Annotated in this window: 22 protein-coding genes, 1 tRNA gene and 1 pseudogene; 12 read left to right on the forward strand and 12 right to left on the reverse strand. The window is 69.1% G+C overall.

The window, feature by feature from the left end; genetic code table 11:
- Positions 1-93: 93 nt before the first annotated feature.
- Complete coding sequence (locus tag ACZ5U5_RS31680) at positions 94-438, reverse strand: WhiB family transcriptional regulator (RefSeq protein WP_167828965.1); 345 nt, start codon at positions 436-438, stop codon at positions 94-96.
- 417 nt (positions 439-855) lie between these two features.
- On the opposite strand from ACZ5U5_RS31680, the gene ACZ5U5_RS31685 reads away from it, so the two are divergent.
- Entirely contained in the window at positions 856-3,141 is a 2,286-nt protein-coding gene (locus tag ACZ5U5_RS31685; RefSeq protein WP_469028505.1) for a transglycosylase domain-containing protein, read from the forward strand.
- A gap of 140 nt (positions 3,142-3,281) precedes the next feature.
- Here ACZ5U5_RS31685 and ACZ5U5_RS31690 read toward each other — a convergent pair whose 3' ends face one another.
- Positions 3,282-3,746: a GatB/YqeY domain-containing protein gene (locus ACZ5U5_RS31690; RefSeq protein ID WP_363210525.1), complete on the reverse strand. Its 465-nt coding sequence runs from the start codon at positions 3,744-3,746 to the stop codon at positions 3,282-3,284.
- Positions 3,747-3,821: 75 nt separating this feature from the next.
- Between ACZ5U5_RS31690 and ACZ5U5_RS31695 the strand changes: the two genes are divergently transcribed.
- The 5 genes from ACZ5U5_RS31695 to ACZ5U5_RS31715 all read left to right on the forward strand — a co-directional run bounded on the left by ACZ5U5_RS31695 (position 3,822) and on the right by ACZ5U5_RS31715 (position 7,957).
- Positions 3,822-4,751 (forward strand): metallophosphoesterase, encoded by a 930-nt coding sequence (locus ACZ5U5_RS31695; protein ID WP_469028509.1) that lies wholly within the window; start codon positions 3,822-3,824, stop codon positions 4,749-4,751.
- A gap of 359 nt (positions 4,752-5,110) precedes the next feature.
- The gene (locus ACZ5U5_RS31700; protein ID WP_469028511.1) at positions 5,111-5,893 is read left to right on the forward strand and encodes a Pr6Pr family membrane protein; all 783 of its coding nucleotides are present in this window, start codon (positions 5,111-5,113) and stop codon (positions 5,891-5,893) included.
- 49 nt (positions 5,894-5,942) lie between these two features.
- Positions 5,943-6,016, forward strand: a tRNA-Pro gene (locus ACZ5U5_RS31705).
- A 235-nt stretch (positions 6,017-6,251) separates the two neighbouring features.
- Positions 6,252-7,040 carry a DUF1883 domain-containing protein gene (locus ACZ5U5_RS31710; protein ID WP_469028513.1) on the forward strand — a complete coding sequence of 263 codons (789 nt, stop codon included), beginning with the start codon at positions 6,252-6,254 and terminating at the stop codon, positions 7,038-7,040.
- A 161-nt stretch (positions 7,041-7,201) separates the two neighbouring features.
- Positions 7,202-7,957, forward strand: a complete 756-nt coding sequence (locus ACZ5U5_RS31715; protein ID WP_469028516.1) for a hypothetical protein — start codon at positions 7,202-7,204, stop codon at positions 7,955-7,957.
- Positions 7,958-8,013: 56 nt separating this feature from the next.
- Here the strand turns inward: ACZ5U5_RS31715 and ACZ5U5_RS31720 are convergent.
- Positions 8,014-8,465, reverse strand: a pseudogene (locus tag ACZ5U5_RS31720) (LacI family transcriptional regulator); the annotation flags it as partial.
- 527 nt (positions 8,466-8,992) lie between these two features.
- On the opposite strand from ACZ5U5_RS31720, the gene ACZ5U5_RS31725 reads away from it, so the two are divergent.
- The gene (locus tag ACZ5U5_RS31725; protein ID WP_469028519.1) at positions 8,993-10,009 is read left to right on the forward strand and encodes a hypothetical protein; all 1,017 of its coding nucleotides are present in this window, start codon (positions 8,993-8,995) and stop codon (positions 10,007-10,009) included.
- Positions 10,010-10,472: 463 nt separating this feature from the next.
- Here the strand turns inward: ACZ5U5_RS31725 and ACZ5U5_RS31730 are convergent, their stop codons facing one another.
- A complete protein-coding gene (locus ACZ5U5_RS31730) occupies positions 10,473-11,339 on the reverse strand; it encodes a VOC family protein (RefSeq protein ID WP_469028953.1) in 867 nt (288 codons plus the stop codon).
- A 186-nt stretch (positions 11,340-11,525) separates the two neighbouring features.
- Here ACZ5U5_RS31730 and ACZ5U5_RS31735 point away from each other — a divergent pair, with 186 nt between their 5' ends.
- The 3 genes from ACZ5U5_RS31735 to ACZ5U5_RS31745 all read left to right on the forward strand — a co-directional run bounded on the left by ACZ5U5_RS31735 (position 11,526) and on the right by ACZ5U5_RS31745 (position 13,260).
- Entirely contained in the window at positions 11,526-11,810 is a 285-nt protein-coding gene (locus ACZ5U5_RS31735; protein WP_469028521.1) for a hypothetical protein, read from the forward strand.
- Between the two features lie 41 nt (positions 11,811-11,851).
- Positions 11,852-12,526 carry a TetR/AcrR family transcriptional regulator gene (locus ACZ5U5_RS31740; RefSeq protein WP_469028954.1) on the forward strand — a complete coding sequence of 225 codons (675 nt, stop codon included), beginning with the start codon at positions 11,852-11,854 and terminating at the stop codon, positions 12,524-12,526.
- A 134-nt stretch (positions 12,527-12,660) separates the two neighbouring features.
- Positions 12,661-13,260: a GNAT family N-acetyltransferase gene (locus ACZ5U5_RS31745; protein ID WP_469028524.1), complete on the forward strand. Its 600-nt coding sequence runs from the start codon at positions 12,661-12,663 to the stop codon at positions 13,258-13,260.
- 147 nt (positions 13,261-13,407) lie between these two features.
- Here the strand turns inward: ACZ5U5_RS31745 and ACZ5U5_RS31750 are convergent, their stop codons facing one another.
- Positions 13,408-14,247: a class I SAM-dependent methyltransferase gene (locus tag ACZ5U5_RS31750; protein WP_469028527.1), complete on the reverse strand. Its 840-nt coding sequence runs from the start codon at positions 14,245-14,247 to the stop codon at positions 13,408-13,410.
- Between the two features lie 179 nt (positions 14,248-14,426).
- Here ACZ5U5_RS31750 and ACZ5U5_RS31755 point away from each other — a divergent pair, with 179 nt between their 5' ends.
- Entirely contained in the window at positions 14,427-16,202 is a 1,776-nt protein-coding gene (locus ACZ5U5_RS31755) for a S9 family peptidase (RefSeq protein WP_469028956.1), read from the forward strand.
- A gap of 95 nt (positions 16,203-16,297) precedes the next feature.
- On the forward strand, positions 16,298-17,152 hold the full coding sequence (locus ACZ5U5_RS31760) for an SURF1 family protein (protein ID WP_469028530.1): 855 nt from the start codon (positions 16,298-16,300) through the stop codon (positions 17,150-17,152).
- 79 nt (positions 17,153-17,231) lie between these two features.
- On the opposite strand, the gene ACZ5U5_RS31765 is transcribed toward ACZ5U5_RS31760, so the two are convergent.
- The 7 genes from ACZ5U5_RS31765 to ACZ5U5_RS31795 all read right to left on the reverse strand — a co-directional run bounded on the left by ACZ5U5_RS31765 (position 17,232) and on the right by ACZ5U5_RS31795 (position 23,950).
- A complete protein-coding gene (locus tag ACZ5U5_RS31765; protein ID WP_469028533.1) occupies positions 17,232-18,515 on the reverse strand; it encodes a hypothetical protein in 1,284 nt (427 codons plus the stop codon).
- Positions 18,512-19,171 (reverse strand): SigE family RNA polymerase sigma factor, encoded by a 660-nt coding sequence (locus ACZ5U5_RS31770; protein ID WP_363210486.1) that lies wholly within the window; start codon positions 19,169-19,171, stop codon positions 18,512-18,514. The genes ACZ5U5_RS31765 and ACZ5U5_RS31770 overlap by 4 nt, the downstream gene beginning before the upstream one ends.
- A gap of 383 nt (positions 19,172-19,554) precedes the next feature.
- On the reverse strand, positions 19,555-20,619 hold the full coding sequence (locus tag ACZ5U5_RS31775; protein WP_469028535.1) for an aspartate-semialdehyde dehydrogenase: 1,065 nt from the start codon (positions 20,617-20,619) through the stop codon (positions 19,555-19,557).
- The gene (locus tag ACZ5U5_RS31780) at positions 20,616-21,887 is read right to left on the reverse strand and encodes an aspartate kinase (RefSeq protein ID WP_249588720.1); all 1,272 of its coding nucleotides are present in this window, start codon (positions 21,885-21,887) and stop codon (positions 20,616-20,618) included. Before ACZ5U5_RS31780 ends, ACZ5U5_RS31775 begins: the two co-directional genes overlap by 4 nt.
- Positions 21,888-22,165: 278 nt before the next feature.
- Positions 22,166-22,819, reverse strand: coding sequence for a DUF5063 domain-containing protein (locus ACZ5U5_RS31785; protein ID WP_469028959.1), 654 nt, complete (start codon positions 22,817-22,819; stop codon positions 22,166-22,168).
- 88 nt (positions 22,820-22,907) lie between these two features.
- Positions 22,908-23,507: a recombination mediator RecR gene (recR, locus tag ACZ5U5_RS31790; protein ID WP_125514107.1), complete on the reverse strand. Its 600-nt coding sequence runs from the start codon at positions 23,505-23,507 to the stop codon at positions 22,908-22,910.
- Positions 23,508-23,608: 101 nt separating this feature from the next.
- Positions 23,609-23,950 carry a YbaB/EbfC family nucleoid-associated protein gene (locus tag ACZ5U5_RS31795; RefSeq protein WP_125514106.1) on the reverse strand — a complete coding sequence of 114 codons (342 nt, stop codon included), beginning with the start codon at positions 23,948-23,950 and terminating at the stop codon, positions 23,609-23,611.
- Between the last annotated feature and the right edge of the window lie 185 nt (positions 23,951-24,135).

The following is a 24,135-nucleotide window of genomic DNA, read 5'->3' on the forward strand; positions in this document are numbered from 1 at the left end:
GCCGAGCTGCCCGAGCAGCAGGTTTCACCCACTGCCACGCGGTCGGTGGGGCACCCCTACGGGGGCTCCCCGCCGCCATGCGGCCGACGGGCGCTACCCCACTGCGGCGTAGCTCTCGTACGTCTCGTCGTCCTCCAAGTCCACGGGCAGCAGGCCCGCGCCACGCTCGTACTCGGAGCGCGCCGTCTCCAGCAGACGGCGCCACGAGGTGACCGTGGGACGCCTGCGCAGCAATGCGCGGCGCTCCCGCTCAGTCATGCCACCCCACACGCCGAATTCGACGCGGTTGTCCAGCGCGTCGGCCAGGCACTCCGTGCGCACCGGGCATCCGGTGCACACCGCCTTGGCCCTGTTCTGCGCTGCTCCTTGAACGAACAGTTCATCTGGATCGGTAGTGCGGCAGGCCGCCTGCGCACTCCAGTCGGTTACCCAGCCCATACCGGCGCCGTCCTCTCCCGAATCGAGGCTCCCCCACGGCGGCAGCGGCATATTCACCGCCGCCAGTTGAGGACGTTACGGAAGGTGGGCACAGCGCAACACCCCCTTCGGGCCCAATCTTGAATGGCCCGAACGGACTATGCGTAAGCGGCAGATCACCCGACGGAGTGAGCTGGCGACATGCGTGATTAACCCGGCAAATGCGGGCACTTCAGCTGAGTCACAACGGGCATCGAATGCCGCATGAGGCGAATTCGGGCACTTCCCCGGGCCATCTGGATGAGCAGAGGGGGGAGCCCATTCGGGATTCGGGACCGAGAGAGGGGTTGTTGCCGAACCGCACTGCTGTGACAGTTGAGAGCAGCTTAGGCCAAGGCATTGAGGCGTGTCCGGCGAATCAGAACGTAGGCTGCCCCCATGGGAAAGAAGCGCTCGGGCGGTGGTCTGTCACCAACTCAGCAGGCCGCGAAGTTCCTAGGTGTCAGCGTGCTTGCGGGAGCCGTGCTGGCAGGCATCGCCCTGCCCGCGGCCGGCGCGCTCGGCCTCGCGGCGAAGGGCTCGGTGGAGGAGTTCGACGAGATCCCGTCCAACTTGGAGCAGCCGCCGCTGAGTCAGCGCACCACGATCCTCGACAGCGAGGGCGGCTCCATCGCCACGGTCTACTCGCGTGACCGCACGGTGGTCCCCCTCAAGGAGATCTCGCCGTACATGCAGAAGGCGATCGTCGCGATCGAGGACTCGCGCTTCTACGAGCACGGCGCGATCGACGCGAAGGGCATCCTTCGCGCGCTGAACCAGAACGCGCAGAGCGGCGGCGTCTCCCAGGGCGCGTCCACACTCACGCAGCAGTACGTGAAGAACGTCTTCGTCGAAGAGGCGGGCAACGACCCGACGAAGGTCGCCGAGGCCACCCAGCAGACCCTCGGGCGCAAGATCCGCGAGCTGAAGTACGCGATCCAGGTCGAGGAGAAGCTGGGCAAGAAGCGCATCCTCAGCAACTACCTGAACATCACCTACTTCGGGCAGCAGGCGTACGGAGTCGAGGCCGCGGCCCAGCGCTACTTCTCCAAGCCGGCCAAGGATCTGCAGGTCCAGGAGGCCGCGCTGCTCGCCGGCATCGTGCAGTCCCCCAGCCGGTACGACCCCGTGAACGACTCGGAGGAAGCCACCAAGCGCCGCAACACCGTGCTGCAGCGGATGGCGGAGACGCACGACCTCACGCAGGCGGAGGCCGCGGAGGCGAAGGCGAAGCCGCTCGGACTCAAGGTGAGCAAGCCCAAGAACGGCTGCATCACGGCGGTCAGCGGCGCCGGGTTCTTCTGTGACTACGTACGCGAGGTCTTCCTCTCCGACCCGGTCTTCGGCAAGACCCAGAAGGACCGGGCCAAGGTCTGGAACCAGGGCGGTCTGCGGATCAAGACGACCCTCGACCCGCAGTCACAGAAGTCGGTGCAGGCCTCGATAAAGGATCACGTCAACCAGAAGGACGACGTGGCGACGGCGGCCACCATCGTCGAGCCGGGCACCGGCAAGATCCTGGGCATGGGCCAGTCGCGGCCGTACGGGATCAACCTCAAGGACAACGAGACCTCGATGAACCTGTCCGTGGACCACGCCATGGGCGGCGGCGCGGGCTACCAGCCGGGCTCGACCTTCAAGCCGATCGTGGCAGCGGCCGCCCTGGAGGGCGGGATGCCCGCCACGAAGAGCTACGACTCGCCGTACGAGATGCCGTACCCCAGCAGCGTCGCGGCGTGTGACGGCAAGAAGTGGGCGAACACGGGGAACTGGAAGCTCACCAACGAGAACGAGACCGAGGTCGGCCCGTACGACATGCGGGAAGCGACCGCGAAGTCGGTCAACACCTACTACGTCGAGATGATCGGCGACATCGGGATCTGCCCGGTGACGCAGATGTCCGAGAAGATGGGCGTCGAGCGGGCCGACGGCAGGAAGATCGACCAGGCGCCGTCGATCGCGCTCGGCACCCAGGAGATGTCGCCGCTGACGATGGCGGGCGCGTACGCGACGTTCGCCGCGCGCGGTAAGTACTGCTCGCCCGTCGCGATCGAGTCGATCGCCGCTCCGGGCGGCAAGTCGCTGCCGGTGCCGAAGTCGACGTGCTCGCGTGCGATGTCGACGAAGACGGCGGACACGATCAACACCCTCCTGAAGGGCGTGGTCGAGGACGGAACCGGCAAGCAGGCCGGCCTCGGCTCCCGTGCGAGCGCGGGCAAGACGGGTACGACCGACTTCCGCTACGCCGCCTGGTTCGTGGGCTACACCCCGAACATGTCGGGCGCGGTGTGGGTCGGCGACCCGGAGCACAAGCGGCAGATGGTCGACATCACCATCGGCGGACGCACGTACGGCAAGGTCTTCGGTGGTGAGGTCCCCGGCCCGATCTGGCGGGACGCGATGAGCGGTGCGCTCGCGGGCAAGCCGGCGCCGGGCTTCAACACCGTCCACATCCCGGGCGGCGACAAGGACAAGGGCGGGGACGAGCACCACGAGGACAACAAGCCGCCGGGCAACGGCGGTGGCGGTAATGGTGACGGTGGGGGCGGCGGCAACAACGGCGGTGGCGGCGGAGGCGGCGACCCCTGGCCGGACATCTCCCTGCCGCCGGACGTCATCGGTGGCGGCGGTAACGGCGGGGGCGGTAACGGCAATGGGGGCGGGATCGGCGGCTGGGGGCGGTAGGCCGGCCCGGCCACTCCCTCTCTCCAGTACCAGTACGTGAATGGGGGCGCCCCTTTTGATCAGGGGGCGCCCCCATTCGCGTACTGGATGGGGGCGCCCCTACTGATCGGGGGGGCGCCCCCATCGACGTACCTGCCTGCTCAGCCCGCGAGCAGCTGCTTCACCACGGCGGCGACGCGGCCGCCCTCGGCCAGGCCCGCGACCTTCGGGTTCACGATCTTCATGACCTGGCCCATGGCGCGCGGCCCCTCGGCACCGGCGGCCTTCGCCTCCTCGACGGCCTGGGCGACGATCGCCTGAAGCTCGTCCTCGGAGAGCTGCTTCGGCAGGTACTCGGCGAGGACCTCGCCCTCCGCCTTCTCCTTGGCGGCCTGCTCGGCGCGACCGCCCTGGGCGAAGGCCTCCGCGGCCTCGCGACGCTTCTTTGCCTCGCGGGCGATCACCTTCTGCACCTCGTCGTCGGAGAGTTCGCGGGCCGTCTTGCCCGAGACCTCCTCCTTCGTGATGGCGGTGAGGGTCAGCCGGAGCGTGGAGGAGCGCAGCTCGTCACGCCCCCTGATCGCGGCGGTGAGGTCTTCCTGAAGCTTCGACTTGAGCGTGGTCATGCGGTGATTGTCGCAGGTGCGTACGGCCCGACGCCCGCCGATTTACGGGGCCTTCGGGTCTGACACGATGGGAGGATGCGCGCGCAATACGCAGTACCCCTGGGAATCGCGGCGACGGCCGCCGCCGGTCTGGCCTACTCGGTGGGCTTCGAAGCCCGCTTCTTCCGACTGCGAAGGATCACGGTGCCGGTCCTGCCGCCCGGGATGCGACCGCTCAGAGTTCTCCAGGTGTCGGACATCCACATGGTGTCGGGGCAGCGCAAGAAGCAGCGCTGGCTGCGTTCGCTCGCGGGTCTGCGCCCCGACTTCGTGATCAACACCGGGGACAACCTCTCCGACCCGGAGGGCGTCCCGGAGACGCTGGACGCGCTCGGCCCGCTGATGCAGTTCCCCGGGGCGTACGTTTTCGGCTCGAACGACTACTACGGCCCCAAGCCGCGCAACCCCGTCCGCTACCTGGTCGAGAAGTCGCAGGGCAAGCACGGCCTGAACGGCAACGCACCCGCCGTCGGCGTGATCCACAACCCGTGGGAGGACCTGCGCGACGGCTTCGACGCCGCGGGCTGGGTGAACCTGACGAACACGCGGGGCGCCCTGAAGATCGAGGGCTACGAGATCGGGCTCACCGGCCTGGACGACCCGCACATCAAACGCGACCGGTACGCGCGCGTGGCGGGCGGTCCGGACACCGGCGCCGACTTCTCGATGGGCATCGTGCACGCTCCGTACCTGCGCGCGCTCGACGCTTTCGCGGCCGACGGCTACCCCTTGATCCTCGCGGGCCACACGCATGGCGGCCAGGTGTGCATCCCCTTCTACGGGGCGCTGGTCACCAACTGCGACCTGGACACGGAGCGCGTGAAGGGCCTCTCGACACACGAGGCGGAGGGCCGGACGTCGTACATGCACGTCTCCGCGGGCTGCGGCGCCAACCGCTACACCCCCATGCGCTTCGCCTGCCCTCCGGAGGCAACGCTGCTGACGTTGGTGGCTGCGGGGGCTTGAGGGCAGCGGGGATGCGGGGCGCGGGGGCTTGAGGTCAGCGGGGCTGCGGGGGCTTGAGGGCAGCGGGGCTGCGGGGCGCGGGGGCTTGAGGTCAGCGGGGCTGCGGGGGCTTGAGGTCAGCGGGGCTGCGGGGGCTTGAGGTCAGCGGGGCTGCGGGGCGCGGGGGCTGGTGCCTGGCGCTGGTGGTGCGCGCGGGAGCGGGGGCGGGAGGGTGCTTCGCTGCGGGGCGGGGCGCGGTGGCGGGTGCCTGGCGCTGGCGGCGCGCGCGGGAGCGGGACGGTGCTTCGGGGCGGGCCGCGGTGGCGGGTGCCCGGCGCTGGCGGCGCGCGCGGGAGCGGGACGGTGCTTAGCGTGGGGGCATGATCACGCGGACAACGTCGTCGTACGTCCCGACCGACATCACGGTGCCCGGAGTGTGCCGCCCGGTGACCGCGGCCTTCCGGGCGCTGATCGCCCTGGCCGCGGTCACCGGCATCGTCATCGATCTGGCCATCGGCAGCCCGCTGCGTGTGCTCAGCTACTTCACCATCCAGAGCAACGTCCTGGTGGCGGTGGTTTTCGCGCTCGGCGCACGCCGCGCGTGGCAGGGCCGGCGTGAGCTGCCTCCCGTGGTGACCGGCGGCACGCTTCTCTTCATCTCGATCACGGGCCTCGTCTACCACTTCGTCCTCGCCAACGGCTCCAGCGGCTTCGCCATGACGGACGACATCGAATCGCTCTCCGGCTGGCGCTCCCTCGCCAATCACCTTCTGCACACCGTGACCCCGATCGGCGCGCTCCTCGACTGGCTCCTGCTGGCACCGCCTCGGGCCCTGGGCTCCCCCTCGCGCGGCGGCCTGCGCTGGCGCCACGCGACGCTGTGGCTGCTCTACCCGCTCGCCTACCTGGGCTTCGCCCTGATCCGCGGGGCGCTCATGGCCCCCGGCTCACCGGCGCGCTACCCCTACCCGTTCCTGGACGTCGACGCCCACGGCTACGCGGGGGTCCTCACCAACGCCGTCATCCTCGGCCTGGCCTGCTACGCGCTGGCCCTGCTCCTGGTGGCCCTGGACCGCCTCCGCCCGGGCCCACGCCGCCGCAGGCCCGGAACCCCGGCCCGCGAAAACCGGATTTCGTCTCCGGGCGCCGGTCCGCTAAAGTAATCGATGTCGCCACGGCCAGCAGCAATGCGGGCAGGTGGAGCAACGACATCGGGGTGTAGCGCAGCTTGGCAGCGCGCTTCGTTCGGGACGAAGAGGTCGTGGGTTCAAATCCCGCCACCCCGACAGCTGAAACACCAGGTCAGGGGTCTGATCCGCATCGCGGGTCGGGCCCCTGAGTGGTTCCTCAGGACGATCTGGGAGCCGTTTGGGAGCCACCTTCAGGAAGTCAGTTCGCACGGGCACCCGCGAGCCTTAAGCGTCCAGTCGACGACAGCTCCTCCTTCCATTAGAACCCACCGACTGTCAGTGCCAGTTCCTACCCTGAGATGCGCTAGCCGCACGTCCCTCAGGAGCGCTTATGGAACACGTCCATTACGACCTTGGCAGCCTCAAGAGAGGGTCCACGGTCGTCGTCACCCTGCGCAACCAAGCCAACGTCCAGGTGATGACGCGTAGTGAGTACAACAAGTACAAGTCGGGGAAGAGGTACCGGTATCTGGGTGGCCGCGTCGATCGGTCTCCACACCGAATCACCATCCCGAGTAACGGACACTGGGTCGCGGCCATCGACCTCGGCGGCCGCACCGGCCGAATCGCCTCCTCTGTTCAGGTTCAACCGCCTCCGCGTGGCTTCCTTCCTCCTGCTCGCGAACCGCAAGGCAGCCCGGCCCGCTCCGTCGCAGTCCATGAGCCGGAGGAGCCCGTTGGCGACGTCCTGGGAGGCCAGACTTGGGACGTCTTCATCTCCCACGCATCCGAGGACAAAGAAGCCGTTGCACGACCCCTCCGAGACGCGCTGACCAAGCTAGGCGTGGCTGTCTGGCTTGATGAAGCCCAGATGCGGATCGGCCACAGCCTCCGTCGCAAGATTGATGAAGGGATTCGGGCAAGCCGATTCGGCGTCGTCGTACTCTCGAAACCGTTCTTCGCCAAGGGCTGGACCAACCACGAACTCGACGGGCTCGTCACCCGTAACGTGGCTGGCGAACAGTCACTCTTGCCGATCTGGCACGACTTGACCGGCGATGACGTCCGACGCCACAGCCCTTCTCTCGCGGACAAGGTTGCGATGAGCACCAGCGAATACTCCATTGAGGAGATCGCACAACAGATCGCCGACGTGGTTCGAGAGGAAGATGCCGCGTAGCACAGGAAGACCATCGCCAAGTCAGCTGTCGACGCGCCCCCTCTAAAGTGGCATGACCATGTTTACTGGCGCAGTCTGAGGTGCTCCGAGAGTGCGAGATGGCCTCCGCACCTCTGCGAGAGCCACCAGACAAGACGGAACGTCAAGGGGATGGGGGTCCGGTGGACAGACGAAGCAGACATGAGGGCGCCGGCGCGATTCGGATGGGCTTGCGAGCTGTGTTAGCCGGCCTCACGGGCAGCGTGATCGGCATCGCCGCCTATTCCATCAGTCAGACCGGCGGGCAGCGGTTGTCGATCATCGTCGGTTGCCTCGCCGGTGTGGCCGCAGCATTCGGCCTGGAGCTGTACCGGAGGTCTGTTCAACTGACCGAGGTGCGCCTCGCCCTCCTTGGTAACGAGATGTCGTTCATCGCCAAAACGGACATGCGTCAGGCCGCCCAACGGATGTTCTTCCAAGCTGCCACACGAGTAGCCACTCGCCCGCTGGATGAGGGAAGCGGGAACCTACGCGAGGCCCTAACCTCCCTCAAGACCCTCTTCGACCTCTACCGCGATCCCCTGGAGGGCCCTACCGCTCCGCCTCCCCCCTCCAAGGGTGACTCAGTGTATGAACTGGCCCTGGACGTCATTAACTTTGAGCTGGCTCCGTTTCTAGCTAGGTGGCACCCAAGCCTGACGGAGTTCGAGAACAGCCACCCGGACAAGGACGAGTCCGAGTGGCCCCAGAACACCGCGTTTCGCACAGACCTCCGCCAACTGCAGAACCGCCTTCGGCCGTATGTGATCGGACTGGGTGAGATCGCCGGTATCCGTGATCCGGAACGGCATCTGCGCCCTTCCGCCCGTTACGCCTCGGCCCGCCTTCCTGTGCCCCAACAGGACGGGCAAGGCCCGCGCCGCAGGAGTGACACCTAGCAGCAGCCCCCTCCGCCGTCGCATGCGGTGGCCCCAGAGCGCAATCCCGATAGAGACTACGTTCGTCCTGCGGTTGCCCGCGTTTGCAAGATCTTGTCGAGCACTCGTACCGGCGAGTGGGGGGCCATGGCCAGTCGAGTTTCAGTTGCCCCTCCCACTGCTCGGTTAGACCGGCCATGAGTCGCTTCCGCATGCCAGCCATGACGTGGGCATAGCGCGCCGAGGTAGAGCCGTCGATGTGGCCCATGCGTTCGTCCATGAGGACCTTCTCGGTGCCGAGGTCCTCCATCATCGTCCGGTGGGTGTGGCGGAGGCCGTGCGGCGTAAGGCCCTTCGTGATCGGGAGCCAGCAGGCGTCCGCTCGAATGGTTGCTGCTCGGCCCCTGGCGGGGATGCCGGGCCACGGATCGCCGAGGATCGGCACCGGACGGGCCTCCTGCGGCGCCTTCTTCGGGTACCAGCCGGAGACCGCCGGGGTGAACAGCCAGGTGGCGAGGCCACTTACGCGGCTGGCGCAGGACAGCAAGTAGGGGTTCCGCGGGCTCGCAGCCAACGAGTCTGATCGGCACGGGCGCCGGGGCACCTCGCGTCACAAACAGCCCGTCCCCCGCCAGGCAACGGCCAGCCGAACCGGGCGTCCTCGCGGGCCCTGGGGCTGACCCTGCATGGTGAGCTGGTGAGCGGCTACTGGGTGGAGAACTTCGAGCAACTGATGCGCTCCGCCTCCCAAGGCGCGGGGGCCGGTCATTCGTAAGCGATGCGTAAGTGGTAACGCCCAGCAGGCAATAAATCGACCGGCCCCTTTACCAACTGCACTACCGCTTAGCGTAGTTACACATGCCGTCCACTTGCTGCGAAGGCGCTATGATCCGATGAGGCGACCACGCTCGCCATTACGTCGGACCTGGGCTCCTCCCGCAGTCGTCCAGGGTTGAGGGCGCAAAGTGCCGTCGGGCGCGCGTGAAGTAGAGCTGTTGTTCCTCCTATGGGGCGCAGTGGGCGGGAGCACTGAGGCGCGCCCACCAGGAGCCAGACATGACGCTCGATAGTGACATCACCGAACTCGCACGCCGAATTCAGGGCGAGTCGGGGGACGCCGTCCCCTACCAGAGGGCAAGGTTGGCCGCCGCGATGGAGTTGGGCGGACTGCCCGTCCACAGCATGTCGGCCGAGGACCGGATTGAGCTCCGCGCCCAGTACACCGGCGAGAGCGTGGACGCAGCCGGATTCGCGATCCGCGGCGGCACTCATGGACTGGGCCTGGATCACTGCTCAGACGAACAGCGTTCCTTTCGAGCCTTGTTGGCCCTCGCGCTCTTCAACGGCAACGTATACACAGGCCCGACGGCGAAGTGGAACTACGCAGTTGTCGCCTCGTACGACCCGGTGATGTCGCCCCGTCGGGACCGGTTGGTGATGGTGGCGGAGCGCGCCCCGGAGAACGTGGCCACCCGACTGCTGCCCGCTGCTACGGGCAGTTCGCGCGGTGTTCCTGGGCTGCGATACGAGGACACGTACATCTGCCATGAACACGTCTCTGTCCTCCTGCATCATCTGCCGACTGGTGCACGGCTGACCATCACCGCGGACCCGGCTGGATGCCCCCGTGACGGCAAACCCAGCATCGGGCCCCGGGACCGCTCTCTCACAGTCGACCAAGACCTCATGGCGCACGAGCGTCGTGCACTGGCAGAGGTTCCCCCGATCTCGGATGATGCCGCCACCCTGCTGGCTGGCCTCGTGTCCCGCTACAACCTGGTGGACCGACGGAGACGCTGGGCGACCAGCCTGTCCTGGGATCCCCTGGAGCGCCCCGGGGTCGAGCGCAGGAGGGAGCCGGCTGTGCTCCGGAACGGTGCCGTGCGCCGGCTCTGGGGCGCTGGGGATTCATGGAAGTTCCGCTGGACCGGCTACCCCGAACCCCACGACCTGGCCCGGGCCTTGACCCACCGGGAGGCCGGAATCAAGGGCGCGAGAGTCACCCGCCACGGCGATGCCTTCCGGGTGCTGTTGGGCACCGCCTCGATGGATCTGTGCGAGGGGGAGGACTGATCCGTGTCACTTCTCACCGACCATCCGGAGTCTGTCTCCGTGCTGGTGACCACCGTCGTCCTCGGAGTCCTCCGCTTCACGTTCCCGAAGGGCTCTCGCCATCGCCTGGAACTGTGGAAGGCAGTCCTCGAACACCGCCGTCGGCGCTGGCAGTTGACAGAGCGCCGCCGCGCGGCTGCGCGATCCGATAGGTCGGCCCAGCTCCGGCATTCTTCCGGATCGTTGCGGCGAGGCGATCGGTGAATCCCACGCAGCCAATTCGTCAGCATTATTAGCGCAGGTGAAACGCGCACCAGCCCAAGGTGCCGGCCCCCACCCAAGTTGCTTCGGGACGAATAGGTCGTGGGTTCAAATCCCGCCACCCCGACAGTTGAAACAACAGGTGAGGCGCCTGCCGGATTCGGTGGGCGCCTCGCCTGGTTCTGTGTGTGTCAGGCCCGACTGAGGTCGTCAGGCCTTTGCCTCACTGGGCCCAGGGCAGGGTGCGTGTGCCCTCGGTGTCGGGGGTCGAGGCGACTCCGTCCGCCTGCATGGCGACGTGGGCCTCGGCCGCTTGTGGGGCGTGGATCTGGCGGAGTGCGTCCGGTGGGAGTACGAAGGTCTGGCCGGCCGTGATCTTTTCGGTGTGGCCGTCGTAGGTGACGTCGAGGGCGCCGTCGGTCACCGTCCAGACCTGTTCGCGGTTGATGACGTGTTCGGGGCCGGTCTGGCCAGCCGCCATCGCGACGGTCCAGGTGCTGAGTTCCGTACTGCCCCGGCTGGGGGCAGCCAGGCCCGTCATGCGGGCGTTCGGGGACTCGGTGACGTTCTCGTCGGTGGGGGTGATCACGCGCATGGCGGGCTCCGGCTTCGGTTCCGGCTCCTCGGTCTGCGGGGGCTCCTCCTGCGTTGCCCACTCGACGAACTGGACTATGACGCCGTTCGGGTCGGTCAGTTGGAACAGTCGCTCGCCCCAGGGCTCTTCGCGCAGCGGCATGGTGATCGGGGCGCCGGCCTCGCGCAGGCGCTGTTCCTCGGCCTCGATGCCGGTGATGGTGAGCGCGAAGATCAGGCCCGTCGCCCGCTGGTCCCGCTGCTCGGGCGGGAGCACCTCGCTGCCGCGACGGAGCAGCACGATGTCGGCCGCTCCGTCGCCGCGGGTCAAGGACGCGAAGCCGTCGGCGGCCATGGCGATCTGGTAGCCGAGGTGGGTGGCGAAGAACTCACGCGAGGCGTCCACGTCGGCGACGGTGAGGGAGAGGGTGGAAGCGGTGGCGTTCAGGGCAACTCCTGGCCAGTCGGGGTGTGAGGAGGGGGCGGTGGGCGCTTTTGCGAGCCTGGGCGGAATCAGCGGCCTCGTCCGGCAGTTGAGCGGGGCGACTTGTGCCGCTGCGGTGGCAGGTCCCGGGGGCGGGCTCCCGCTTGTGCTTGCCCGCCCGGGTGAGCTGGCCCTCGTCGGCGAGTTCCACCGCCGGGGCCGGGGTCGTGAGCGAGCGGGAGGGGGTGGGCCGCCATGGAGGGGTGCAGGGGCCGGGCCATGACCGTGGTCGTGAACAGGTCGCCCGTCCCGCTAGCCGCCGCGGCCGCGTCGAAGCGGGTGGGGGGCGTTGCCGCCAACTTGGCGGTCAGGAAAGGCGGCAAGCCCTCCGTGACGTCCGGGGTGGTGGCGGCTTCGAAGGTGCTGTCGGTGGTGCCGTCGGAAGTGGTGGCGGTGGTGGCAGCCGTGGAGCGCTTTGGCTTGGGCAAATTTGGGTCCGTTTCCTCGGGGTATTTTTGCGACGGACGTAACTTTAGATGTAGCCCCTTCATCGGTCAAGCATAATTTTGCCCCCGATGTAATATTCCCTCATGACCACCACCGAGATGGGCCTCCGCGAGTCCAAGAAGCAGGAGACCAGGCAGCTGATCTCCGACTGCGCCACCAGGCTTTTCATCGATCAGGGCTTCGAGCAGACCACCATCACCGAGATCGCCGCCGCGGCCCGCGTGGCCAAGAAAACGGTGACCAACTACTTCCCTCGCAAGGAAGATCTCGCCCTCGACCACCACGAGGCGTTCACCGAGGGCCTGGCCCGGGCCGTCGCCGAGCGCGAGCCCGGCGAGGAGCCGCTCGCCGCCCTGAAGCGGACGTTCCGAGCCGCCCTTCTCGCGCACAGCCCCGTCGTCGGCTTCACCGGCCCCGCCTTCGCCCGCATGGTCGCCGACAGCCCGACCCTCACCGCCCGTCTGCGCGAACTCCACGACCTGCGCGAGGAGGCACTCGCCGCCGCGCTGGCCGCCGCCGCGCTGCCCGCCGCCTCCCCGGACACCGGCCCGGAATCTGGCCCGGGCGTCGGCCCGAACACCGCCCCGGCCATCGCGCACAGGGCCGACGCAGCCCTGATCGCCGCCGCGGACCGGCTCCTGTTCCGGCGCATCCAGGAACTCACCCTGGACGGTCACACCAACGACCACATCGAGGCCACGCTGCTCCCGGAGGCCGATCACCTCCGCGCCCTCCTCGCCGCCGCCCTCGGCAAACGCCCCGCCGCCGACTGACTCCTCATGACGTCGCCGTGGAAATGGTCCCCATACGCCCCGTTCCCCTCGTCGTTCCGTGGTGTCACCATGCGGAGTCCAGGGGTGTCGAGGGATGTCGAGGGGACCCTCGGCGGGGGCGGGTGGAGGAACGAATGGCTGACGTGTTCTTGCGGCGGCTGACCCGGTGGCAGGCGGAGCAGCAGCGGGAAGCGGTCGCCGACGTCTATGTCGAGGCCTACAAGGGGGACGCGGGCGCCGAGTACCGCGACCGGCAGGGGTTCCTGCGGCTTTTCGAAAGCACCGTGCAGCGGCCCGACTTCGAGATGGTCGTCGCCGACGCGGCGGGCCTGGTCGGCTGTCTCTACGGTTACCGCGCGGCGCGTACCGGCGACTGGTGGGAGGGGTTCCGGGGCGTTCTGCCCCCGGAGGTGGAGGAACGCACGGCCTCGGGCCGGGTCTTCGTCCTGACCGAGCTGATGGTGGTGCCCGCCTATCGGCGCCTGGGCATCTCGGATCGCCTGCGCACTCTGCTGCTCGTACGGCACAGCACGGATCTGGTCGTCGCGGTCATCAAACTGGACGACGACCTGGGGCGCGAGGTCCTGCGCTCGTGGGGCTGGACGAAGCTCGGGGAGTTCGATCCGGCAGGACCGGGTTCGACGGCCCCGCCCCGCCGGGGAGAGAGCGAGGCGGCGCACCCCGACGAGCTCGTGTGGGAGGGGTGGATGCGGCCGACGGACGCGCGGCCCTGAGCTGCTCGTCGGAACGGAATCCTCAGGACTTCGGCGGAGCGAAATCCTCAGGCCCGCGTCGCAGCGGCATCCTCAGGCCCGCGTCACAGCGGCATCCTCAGGCCCTCGTCACAGCGGCATCCTCAGGCCCTCGTCACAGCGGCATCCTCAGGCCCTCGCATTGCGGGCCTTGCTCGCCCGCAGGGAGTACATGAGGGGGATGCGGGGGCGCGATGCCGGGAACTGGTAGGTGCCGTCGCGGAGTTCGAGGGTGCCGAAGCGTTCGAAGAGTGTCGTGTCGTGCTCGTGGAGGAACTCGATCCGCAGGCCGGCCGCCGCCAGGGCCGAGACGACCTCGCCCACCGGGTGCTGCCACTCCACGGTGCGGTTGTGGACCGTGGGGGTGGTGTTGTCCGCGTAGCCGCCGGGGGTCTCCTCGATCCAGGCGTCGCGGGCGAAGTAGTCGTACTCGATCCGTGAGCCCGTGGCGTCGTCCAGGATGTCCGCGAGCGGATGGAACTCCGAGAGGTAGAGGAAGCCGCCGGGCGCGACGAGCGCGGCCGCGGTCTCGGCCCAGCGCTGGATGTCGGGGAGCCAGCACAGGGCGCCCACCCCGGTGTAGACGATGTCGTACGAGGAGTCCGGCACCGCATCCACCGCGTCGTACACATCGGCGGCCACGAAGGACGCCTGGTCGGCGCTGAGGCCCAGCTCGGCCGCGAGGTCGCGGGCCGCGTCCACGGCGGGCTCGGAGAAGTCCAGGCCGACCACGCGGGAAGCTCCGTGCCGGGCCCAGGAAAGGGTGTCCAGGCCGAGGTGGCACTGGAGGTGGAGCAGGGAGCGCCCGGTGACGTCACCGACCTCGGAGAGCTCGAAGGCGCGCAGCGGGTCCTTTCCCGCGCGGAAGGACGAGAGGTCGTAGTAGTCGCTGGCCAGGTGGAGAGGCACACGCTCGTCCCAGCGTTTTCGGTTGGCCTCGCGCCAGTCGGAGGGGGTCGGTGAGTACATTCCAGAAAGTTATCCACAGGCTGGGGACCCTCGCCAGCGGATTGTCGGCGCGTACGTGCACTATGGGGTCCATGAGCGACTTGGGTGCGGGTGCAGGGAAGACGACGCCGACGGGCGCGGGCGGAGACGCGGCTGCGGGCGGAGGGAACACGGCTGCGGGCGGGGACGCGGGTGCGCCGATGCCGGACTGGGAGAAGCGGTTCCGTGCGCCGCGGGTCTCCCTGCCGGACTGGGCGGAGGACGCCCCCGACCGCTCCTTGTTCGTGTCGAACGCGACAGGGACGTACGAGCTGTACGCGTGGAACCGCGCGACCGGCGAGCAGCGCCAGGTGACGGACCGGCCGAACGGCACGACGGACGGGGTGCTCACACCGGACGGCGAGTGGATCTGGTGGTTCAACGACACGGACGGCGACGAATTCGGCGTGTGGATGCGCCAGCCGTTCGCCGGCGGTGGCGCCGACGAGCCCGCGGTGCCGGGACTCGAACCGTCGTATCCCGCGGGCCTCGTCCTCGCGCGGGACGGCCGGATGTCCGTCATCGGCCGCTCCACGGACGACGAGGGCTCGACGATCCATGTCGTACGGTCCCCCGGCGCGGACCCCGTCGAGATCTACCGCCATCGCGAGTCCGCGGGCGTCGGCGACCTCTCCCACGACGGTTCGCTGGTCGCCGTCGAGCACACGGAGCACGGCGACGCGATGCACTCCACCCTCCGGGTGATCAGGCCGGACGGCTCCACGGTCGCCGAGCTCGACGACACCGAGGGCGGCACGGTCGAGCTGGGCCTCGAGGTCCTCGGCTTCGCGCCGGTCGACGGGGACACGCGGCTCCTCGTCGGGCATCAGCGGCGCGGCCGCTGGGAGCCGATGGTGTGGGACGTCGCCACGGGCGAGGAGACGGACCTGGCGCTCGACCTGCCGGGCGATGTGAGCGCCGAGTGGTATCCGGACGGCTCCGCCCTGCTCATCGCGCACAGCTTCGAGGCCCGCAGCGAGCTGTTCCGGTACGGCTTCGCCTCGGGTGACCTCGTCAGGGTCGATACGCCCGCGGGGTCGGTGTCGGGGGCGACGGCGCGGCCGGACGGCAGTGTGGAGTACCTGTGGTCGTCGGCCGCCGAGCCGCCGGTGGTGCGCTCGACGTCGGGCGGCGTCGTCCTGGACCCGCCCGGCATGAAGGCCCCGGCCTCCGTGCCGGTGGAGGACGTATGGGTGGAGGGTCCCGGCGGCCGGGTGCACGCCCTCGTGCAGAAGCCCGCCGACGCGACCGGCCCCCTCCCCACGGTCTTCGAGATCCATGGCGGCCCGACGTGGCACGACAGCGACGCGTTCGCGGCGGGCCCCGCGGCCTGGGTGGACCACGGGTACGCGGTGGTGCGCGTGAACTATCGCGGCTCGACCGGGTACGGCAGGGAGTGGACGGACGCCCTCAAGCACCGGGTCGGCCTGATCGAGCTGGAGGACATCGCCGCGGTGCGGGAGTGGGCCGTGACGTCGGGCCTCGCGGACCCGGACCGCATCGTCCTGGCCGGCGGCTCCTGGGGCGGGTATCTCACGCTCCTCGGCGTCGGCACGCAGCCCGACTCCTGGGCGGTGGGCCTGGCCGCGGTCCCCGTCGCGGACTACGTGACGGCGTACCACGACGAGATGGAGGCCCTGAAGTCCATGGACCGCACGCTCCTCGGCGGTACGCCGGAGGAGGTCCCGGAGCGCTTCGAGGCCTCGTCCCCGCTGACGTACGTGGACGCGGTGAAGGCCCCGGTCTACATCTCCGCGGGCGTGAACGACCCGCGCTGCCCGATCCGCCAGGTCGAGAACTACGTGGACCGGCTCAAGGCGCGGGACGCGGTCCACGAGGTGTACCGCTATGACGCGGGGCACGGCTCGCTCGTCGTGGACGAGCGGATCAAGCAGGTGCGGTTGGAACTGGACTTCGCCCAGCGGCACCTCCGCTAGCCGGGCCGCCGGTGCGGGGTCCGGGGCGCGGGTGGGGCGGTGGGTTCGGCAACCCCGCGGCCTCTCCCCGGCGGACGCCCCCGTACCGTGGGGGTGTGTACCGGTTCCTGCTGACGCCCCGCTGGTGGGGGATCAACGTCTTCGTACTGCTGGCCATCCCCGTGTGCGTCTTCATGGGGTCATGGCAGCTGGGGCGGTTCGAGGACCGCGTCGAGGCGCATGACGCCGCGCAGCAGCAGGCGGACCGGCAGGCCTCGCCCACCCGGTCCGAGGAGAAGCCCCGGCCGCTGGACTCGATGCTCCCCGTGAGCCAGGAGACGTCCGGGGAACAGGTGTCGGCCACGGGGCAGTACGGCAGGCAACTGCTGGTGCCGGGCCGGGAGTTGGACGACAAGTCGGGGTATTACGTCCTGACTCTGCTGCGCACCGAGGACGGCAAGGGCCTGCCCGTCGTACGTGGCTGGCTCCCCGGCAAGGCGAGCGCGGCGAAGGCTCCCCCGGCGCCCTCCGGCAAGGTCACCGTGACGGGCGCGCTCCAGGCCTCCGAAAGCCCCGGTTCGAACGGGGTCAGCGCGGCCGGAGGGCTGCCGGATGGCCAGCTGGGCGCCATCAGCGCGGCATCGCTGGTGAACGTGGTCCAGGGCGATGTGTACGACGCCTGGGTCACCCTGGCGAAGGGCGACTCCGGGATGAAGGCGGTGCCCGCGGCCGCGCCGGAGAACTCCGGGCTCGACCTCAAGGCCTTCCAGAACCTCGGTTACACCGGCGAGTGGTTCGTGTTCGCGGGGTTCGTCGTCTTCATGTGGTTCCGGCTGTTCCGGCGGGAGCGGGAGTTCGCGCGGGACGCCGAGCTGGGGCTGCTGCCGGAGGATCCTGCCGCCGCGGGTGACGGGGCGAGCGGCGCGGGTGGCGGAACGACCGACTCAGCTGCCGGGGTCCGCGCGGGCTGACTCCACCCATACGACGATGGCCGGGCCGGAACCTTTCAAAGGTTCCGGCCCGGCCGTCTCTGTCCTAGCGACGCCGACGTTACGACGCCGACAGCATCCCCGTTCGGTACACCGTCCCCGCGCACGCGTTGACGATCGTCGCGCCCGCGGCGGGCGAACCCTGGGGGGCGGTCAGGGACACCGTCACGCCACCGTCCAGCGTGCCGCCGTCCTCGCGGACCATCTGGGGCTCCACGCCACCCGGCGTGCCGCCGTCCGTGCCGCCGTTCTCGGTGGGGCTCGGGTCGGGCGAAGGCTCTCCGCTGTCCGTGGGACATGCCTCCGAAGGCACCCAGGCGAACTTCACCTCGTACGCGGCACCCGGCTGGAGGACCAGCGAGCTGACCGCCTGTGACGGGTCCGGAAGGCCCGTCGCCGCGTCGCCCGCCACGTGGTCGGTGACGACGATCTTCGCGGGATCGGCGGCCCCCGTCGTCGACGTGCTCACGCTGCCCGGGGCGCTGACCGTACAACTGCTGCCGGAGACGTTGGCGACGCGGAACGTGCCGTACACCTTGCCGTCGGCCTCGGCCACACCCGCGCTGCCCGAGGCGCTGCCGAGCTGGTCCACCGCACAGGCGGGCGAGCCCGCGGACTCCGTGCCCGCCGGGTCGTCGGGGCCGCCGGTCGCGCCGCCGCTGGCCTCGCCCTTCCCCTTGCCGTCCTTCTTGCCCTTCTTGTCCTTCTTGTCCTTGGACTTGGAGGGGCCGGAGCCGCTGCTCTCGCCCTTCTCCCCGCCGCCGGGGCCCTTGCCCTGGCTCGAACCGCCCTGCGTCTGCTCGCTGTTGCCCGCGATCGACGGCCGGTCGTCCGAGCCGCCGCCGGAGTTCGTCACGTGCACGAGGGCGGGGATGGCGGTGCCGATGAAGAGCGCGGCGGCCGCCATGCCGACCACGGCCTGCCGCTTGCGCTGCCTGCGCGCCGGCACCGCGTGCCGCAGCCGCTCCAGGGCGCTGTCCCGCGGTTCGATCTCCTGGACCGCTGAGCGCATCATCCTGCGCAGCGCCAGCTCGTCGGCGCCGGAGCCTTCGTCACCGCCGAAGAGGGAGTCAAGCGGGGAACCCGCCCCGGAGCCCTTGCTCTCGACGGCCTCGGCGGCTTCAGGAGCCTCGACGGCCTCGGCAGCCTCGTCGGCCCCAGACCCCTCGGCCCCAGGCTCCTCGGCCCCGGAACCCTCGGACCCCGTCCCGCCCTCCGCGGCGCCTGTCTCGTTCTCGGAGGCGGTGGGCTCGTCACCCTGGCCGTGTTTCACAGTTCCGTCCCCAGCACGCTGCTCAAACTCGGCGCTCTCGTCCTGCTCGCGCCCGTACTCATCCTTGCTCATGCCGGTGCCTCCATGGCGACCCGCAGAGCCGCGATCCCGCGCGAGCCGTACGCCTTCACCGACCCCAGCGATATGCCCAGGGTCTCGGCGACCTGCGCCTCGGTCATGTCCGCGAAGTACCGCAGGACCAGGACCTCGCGCTGACGGCGCTGGAGGCCGCGCATCGCCTTGATCAGCTCGTCCCGCTCAAGGAGGTCGTACGCCCCCTCCTCGGCGCTCGCCATGTCGGGCATCGGCTTCGAGAGCAGCTTCAGCCCGAGGATGCGGCGACGCAGCGCGGACCGCGAGAGGTTCACGACGGTCTGCCGCAGATAGGCGAGCGTCTTCTCCGGGTCCCGCACGCGTTTGCGCGCCGAGTGCACCCGGATGAACGCCTCCTGCACGACGTCCTCACAGGAGGCCGTGTCGTCGAGAAGCAGCGCCGCCAGGCCGAGGAGCGACCTGTAGTGGGCGCGGTAGGTCTCGGTCAGGTGGTCGACCGTGGTGCCGGCGCTCATCGCCTCTTCAGCGCCCTCGCGCTGCGTCGGGATGCGGGCCGATCTCGTCGTGGGCATGGGGGCGATCACCGGCATGCCGGCGGGCGCACGGGGACGGCGGGGCGGGCGCAGGGTCGCGCCCCTCGCCTGTACCGCTGTGAAATCGAGAACCTCTGCCACGCCAGTTGGACACGCCTACCCCCTGGAGGGTTGTACGCATCGCGCGGCGCGTTTGTGGCAGGCAGCGTCGCCGTCGGTGACGCTGCATCAATTGCCCCCATGCGTACCAGCTCTTCCCCTATGCCCAATTTTCGCAGCGCTCAGGTCACGCCCCCGGGAGGGCGATCGCAAAGACGCGCCCCGCCCTGCTGCTGGTTGCAGAGGACGGGGACGAATATCTTCGAACGCTTATGGCGAATCTTCGAACGTGGCAATGGTCCAGATCAAGCGATCCCGGCCACCAAGTTGGACACAGAATTTACACAGATCCCACAGGCACTCCGGCGCCGGGGACCGGCCAGGGGCTGAGATCGACACCGGCCAGGGGCTGAGACCGGGACCGGTCAGGCCTGGCGCCCGGTGAGCTCCGCCGCCACCAGCTCCGCGATCTGGGCCGTGTTCAGCGCGGCCCCCTTGCGCAGGTTGTCCCCGCACACGAAGAGCTCCAGGGCCGTCGGATCGTCCAGTGCGCGCCGCACCCGGCCCACCCACGTGGGGTCGGTGCCCACCACGTCGGCGGGCGTCGGGAACTCCCCGGCGGCCGGGTCGTCGAACAGCACGACACCGGGGGCGGTGGCCAGGATCTCGCGCGCGCGGTCCACCGTGACCTCGTCCTCGAAGCGCGCGTGGACGGTCAGGGAGTGCGTGGTCACGACCGGCACGCGTACGCACGTCGCCGCGACCTTCAGGTCGGGCAGGCCGAGGATCTTGCGGGACTCGTCCCGCACCTTCATCTCCTCGGACGACCAGCCGTCGTCCCGCAGCGTCCCGGCCCACGGCACCACGTTCAGCGCCACGGGCTCCGGGAAGGGCCCGGTGTCGTCGCCGACAGCACGGCGTACGTCACCGGGGCTCGTGCCCAGTTCCGAACCGGCCACCAGCTTCAGCTGACGGCGCAAGGTCTCCACGCCGTCCCGTCCGGCGCCGCTCACGGCCTGGTACGAGGAGACGATCAGCTCGCGCAGACCGAACTCGGCGTGCAGCGCGCCGATGGCCACGATCATCGAGAGCGTCGTGCAGTTGGGGTTGGCGACGATTCCGCGCGGGCGTACGCGCGCGGCGTGCGGATTGACCTCCGGGACGACCAGCGGGACGTCCGGGTCCATCCGGAAGGCGGCGGAGTTGTCCACGACGACGACGCCCTTGGACGCCGCGATGGGCGCCCACTGGGCGCTGACCTCGTCGGGGACGTCGAACATCGCCACGTCGACACCGTCGAAGACTTCCTCGGCGAGCGCGAGGACCTCGATCTCCTCACCGCGCACGGCCAGCTTCTTGCCGGCCGAGCGCGGTGAGGCGACGAGTCGGATCTCGCCCCAGATGTCGGCGTGCTGCGACAGGATCTGGAGCATGACCGCGCCGACGGCCCCGGTCGCTCCGACGACCGCGAGCGTCGGCTTTCCGGTCATCGCCCGGTGCCTCCATAGACCACGGCCTCGTCCGTGTCGGAGTCGAGGCCGAAGGCGGTGTGCACGGCGCGCACGGACTCGTTCGCGTCATCGGCGCGGGTCACGACCGAGATGCGGATCTCGGAGGTCGAGATCAGCTCGATGTTCACGCCCGCGTCGCTGAGCGCCTCGAAGAAGGCGGCGGTGACGCCGGGGTTCGTCTTCATGCCCGCGCCGACCAGCGAGATCTTGGCGATCTGGTCGTCGTAGCGGAGCGAGTCGAAGCCGATGGCCGACCGCGTCTTCTCCAGGGCGTCGATGGCCTTGCGGCCCTCGGCCTTGGGCAGGGTGAACGAGATGTCCGTGAGCCCGGTCGAAGCGGCCGAGACGTTCTGGACGATCATGTCGATGTTGACCCCGGAGTCCGCGATGGCGCGGAAGATCGAGGCGGCCTCGCCCGGCTTGTCCGGCACGCCGACGACCGTGATCTTGGCCTCCGAGGTGTCGTGCGCGACACCGGAGATGATGGCCTGCTCCACCTTGCGGTCCCCTTGCGGTTCGTTGCTGACCCACGTGCCCTGAAGTCCGCTGAAGGACGAGCGCACGTGAATCGGGATGTTGTAACGGCGGGCGTACTCCACGCAGCGGTGGAGCAGCACCTTGGACCCGGAGCTCGCGAGCTCCAGCATGTCCTCGAACGAGATCCAGTCGATCTTCTGGGCCTTCTTCACCACACGGGGGTCGGCGGTGAAAACGCCGTCCACGTCCGTGTAGATCTCGCAGACCTCGGCGTCGAGCGCGGCGGCGAGGGCGACAGCGGTCGTGTCCGACCCGCCGCGGCCCAGCGTGGTGATGTTCTTGCCCTCCTGGCTGACACCCTGGAACCCCGCGACGATGGCGATGTTGCCCTCGTCGATCGAGGCCCGGATGCGGCCCGGCGTGACATCGATGATCCGCGCTTTGTTGTGGACGGAGTCGGTGATGACACCGGCCTGGCTGCCCGTGAACGACTGGGCCGCGTGACCCAGGTTTTTGATCGCCATGGCAAGGAGTGCCATGGAGATCCGCTCCCCGGCGGTCAGCAGCATGTCGAATTCACGCCCGGCAGGAATCGGGGATACCTGCCCGGCAAGATCGATCAACTCATCCGTCGTGTCACCCATGGCGGACACCACGACAACGACCTGATGGCCGTTCTTCTTGGCGTCGACAATCCTCTTGGCGACCCGCTTGATGCCCTCGGCATCGGCTACGGAGGAGCCTCCGTACTTCTGCACGACAAGGCTCACGTGCGCTCCTCGCTCAGTCCGTCTTCACCGCACTGCTGCGGTCGGCTCAGTCTAACGAGCGGCCGAAATTCGCCGCACAGATATCACATGGTGAGATGTCCCGCCCACCAGGTGACCATCCGGCGGCATACGCTCCCGCTGCTCGGGGCGTACGTTTCGACCGCTCGGCTTGGCACATGCCCAGCGGGGAGTCGGACACTCCGGAAAGTGGGGCGGGTCACAGCGAGCCGCGGAGGGCGGGCGCGGGGCGACGGCCCCGGCCCAGCTCCTTCCAGGGGCTACTTGACCGTCCGGAGGCCCAGGGGCCCGGCGATCTCCTCCGCCATGACCCTGCCCGCCGCTTCCGCGAGGGCCTCTTCCGCCAGGTCCTCGTCCGTGTCCAGGCCGTCCAGGTCTTCCAGGGGCTGGTTCAGGCGGACGTGGGCCACCAGGGACTGGAGGGCACGGAGGGTGGCCGAGGCCGTGGAGCCCCAGTTGGAGAAGTACGAGAACTGCCACCACCACAGGGCCTCGGTCGTGCGGCCCGCGCGGTAGTGGGCCAGGCCGTGGGAGAGGTCCGCGACGACGTCCGCGAGGTCGTCCGAGATGCGGGCCGGCACCGGAGCCTTGCGCGGTTCGTACGGGTCGAAGACCTCGGAGTAGACGTCCACCGGCTCCAGCATGGCCGCCAGGCGTTCACGCAGGTCGTCCACGTCGCGCTCCGGGCCGAGGTCCGGTTCGTACCGCTCGTCGGGGACGATGTCCTCGTGCGCGCCCAGGCGGCCGCCTGCAAGCAGGAGCTGGGAGACCTCCAGGAGGAGGAAGGGCACGGCCGAGTCCGGCTCGTCGCCCTTGGCGACCTCCGTCACCGCCACGATGAAGCTCTCGATCTGGTCCGAGATCTGCACCGCGAAGGAGTCAGGGTCCTGGGCGGAGGCGTGCAGCAGAACCATTGGCTCGGAGGCCAGGACCGCTGTAGGCGCGATTGCCGGGGCCGGGGCCGGGGTTTCTGCCGGATTCGTGGACTTCTCTTGCTGCTTCTCAGACATCTAGGAGTCGTCTCCCCTCGAAGGCGCGGCCCAGGGTGACCTCGTCCGCGTATTCCAGATCTCCCCCGACAGGGAGCCCGCTGGCCAGGCGGGTGACCTTCAGGCCCATGGGCTTGATCATCCGTGCGAGGTACGTCGCCGTCGCCTCGCCCTCCAGGTTCGGGTCCGTGGCCAGAATCAGCTCGGTGACCGTGCCGTCCGCCAGGCGCGCGAGGAGTTCTCGTATGCGCAGGTCGTCCGGGCCGACCCCTTCGATCGGGCTGATCGCTCCGCCCAGTACGTGGTACTTCCCCCGGAACTCGCGCGTACGCTCGATCGCCACGACGTCCTTCGGCTCCTCGACCACGCAGATGACGCTGAGGTCGCGGCGCGGGTCGCGGCAGATGTTGCAGAGCTCTTCCTGCGCGACGTTCCCGCAGGTCGCGCAGAAGCGGACCTTGTCCTTCACCTCAAGGAGGGCGTGGGCGAGGCGGCGTACGTCCGTCGGCTCCGTCTGCAGGATGTGGAAGGCGATCCGCTGCGCGCTCTTGGGACCGACGCCGGGCAGCCTGCCCAACTCGTCGATGAGGTCCTGAACCACGCCTTCGTACACGGGGTGCCTTTCCCTTTCCTGTTTCTTGAGCCTTGTGCCTCAGCTCCTGCTCTTGCCGAGTATGGAGCTCTGATACGTACGGTAGTTGGCCGATGGCCCTCTTAGAAGGGAAGGCCCGGGATGCCTCCGCCGCCCAGGCCCTGTGCCAGCGGGCCCAGCTTCTGCTGCTGGAGCGTCTGCGCGTTCTCGTTCGCCGCCTGGACCGCCGCGACGACCAGGTCCGCGAGGGTCTCGGTGTCCTCCGGGTCGACCGCCTTGGGGTCGATCACCAGGCCGCGCAGCTCACCGGATCCGGTGACCGTCGCCTTGACGAGACCGCCGCCCGCCTGGCCTTCGACCTCCGTGCGCGCGAGTTCCTCCTGCGCGGTCGCGAGGTCCTGCTGCATCTTCTGGGCCTGCTGGAGCAGCTGCTGCATGTTGGGCTGGCCACCACCGGGGATCACGATCAGCTCCTGTTCTGTTGGTCTGTCGGCAGGTCTGTTGGTGGGTCTGTTGATGGGTCTGTTGATGGGTCTGGCAGTGCTTTTTCCACCTGCAATGAGCCTACGTGGTCGAGGGTTCCCTCGCCCCAGCACTCTTTCGAGTGAGACCAGCCGTCCTCCTATACCTGATCAAGCACCTCTTCCGG

The organism is Streptomyces sp. NPDC033177, from assembly GCF_055577715.1.

Bases quoted from the DNA above. Each gene is read 5' to 3' on its own strand.
- ACZ5U5_RS31725 (WP_469028519.1), top strand. From the start codon at position 8,993: ATGACGCTCGATAGTGACATCACCGAACTCGCACGCCGAATTCAGGGC.
- ACZ5U5_RS31775 (WP_469028535.1), bottom strand. From the start codon at position 20,619: ATGACCGGAAAGCCGACGCTCGCGGTCGTCGGAGCGACCGGGGCCGTC.
- ACZ5U5_RS31685 (WP_469028505.1), top strand. From the start codon at position 856: ATGGGAAAGAAGCGCTCGGGCGGTGGTCTGTCACCAACTCAGCAGGCC.
- ACZ5U5_RS31765 (WP_469028533.1), bottom strand. From the start codon at position 18,515: ATGAGCAAGGATGAGTACGGGCGCGAGCAGGACGAGAGCGCCGAGTTT.
- ACZ5U5_RS31740 (WP_469028954.1), top strand. From the start codon at position 11,852: ATGGGCCTCCGCGAGTCCAAGAAGCAGGAGACCAGGCAGCTGATCTCC.
- ACZ5U5_RS31680 (WP_167828965.1), bottom strand. From the start codon at position 438: ATGGGCTGGGTAACCGACTGGAGTGCGCAGGCGGCCTGCCGCACTACC.
- ACZ5U5_RS31690 (WP_363210525.1), bottom strand. From the start codon at position 3,746: ATGACCACGCTCAAGTCGAAGCTTCAGGAAGACCTCACCGCCGCGATC.
- ACZ5U5_RS31785 (WP_469028959.1), bottom strand. From the start codon at position 22,819: ATGGTTCTGCTGCACGCCTCCGCCCAGGACCCTGACTCCTTCGCGGTG.
- ACZ5U5_RS31735 (WP_469028521.1), top strand. From the start codon at position 11,526: ATGACCGTGGTCGTGAACAGGTCGCCCGTCCCGCTAGCCGCCGCGGCC.
- ACZ5U5_RS31695 (WP_469028509.1), top strand. From the start codon at position 3,822: ATGCGCGCGCAATACGCAGTACCCCTGGGAATCGCGGCGACGGCCGCC.
- ACZ5U5_RS31745 (WP_469028524.1), top strand. From the start codon at position 12,661: ATGGCTGACGTGTTCTTGCGGCGGCTGACCCGGTGGCAGGCGGAGCAG.
- ACZ5U5_RS31700 (WP_469028511.1), top strand. From the start codon at position 5,111: ATGATCACGCGGACAACGTCGTCGTACGTCCCGACCGACATCACGGTG.
- ACZ5U5_RS31755 (WP_469028956.1), top strand. From the start codon at position 14,427: ATGCCGGACTGGGAGAAGCGGTTCCGTGCGCCGCGGGTCTCCCTGCCG.
- ACZ5U5_RS31750 (WP_469028527.1), bottom strand. From the start codon at position 14,247: ATGTACTCACCGACCCCCTCCGACTGGCGCGAGGCCAACCGAAAACGC.
- ACZ5U5_RS31710 (WP_469028513.1), top strand. From the start codon at position 6,252: ATGGAACACGTCCATTACGACCTTGGCAGCCTCAAGAGAGGGTCCACG.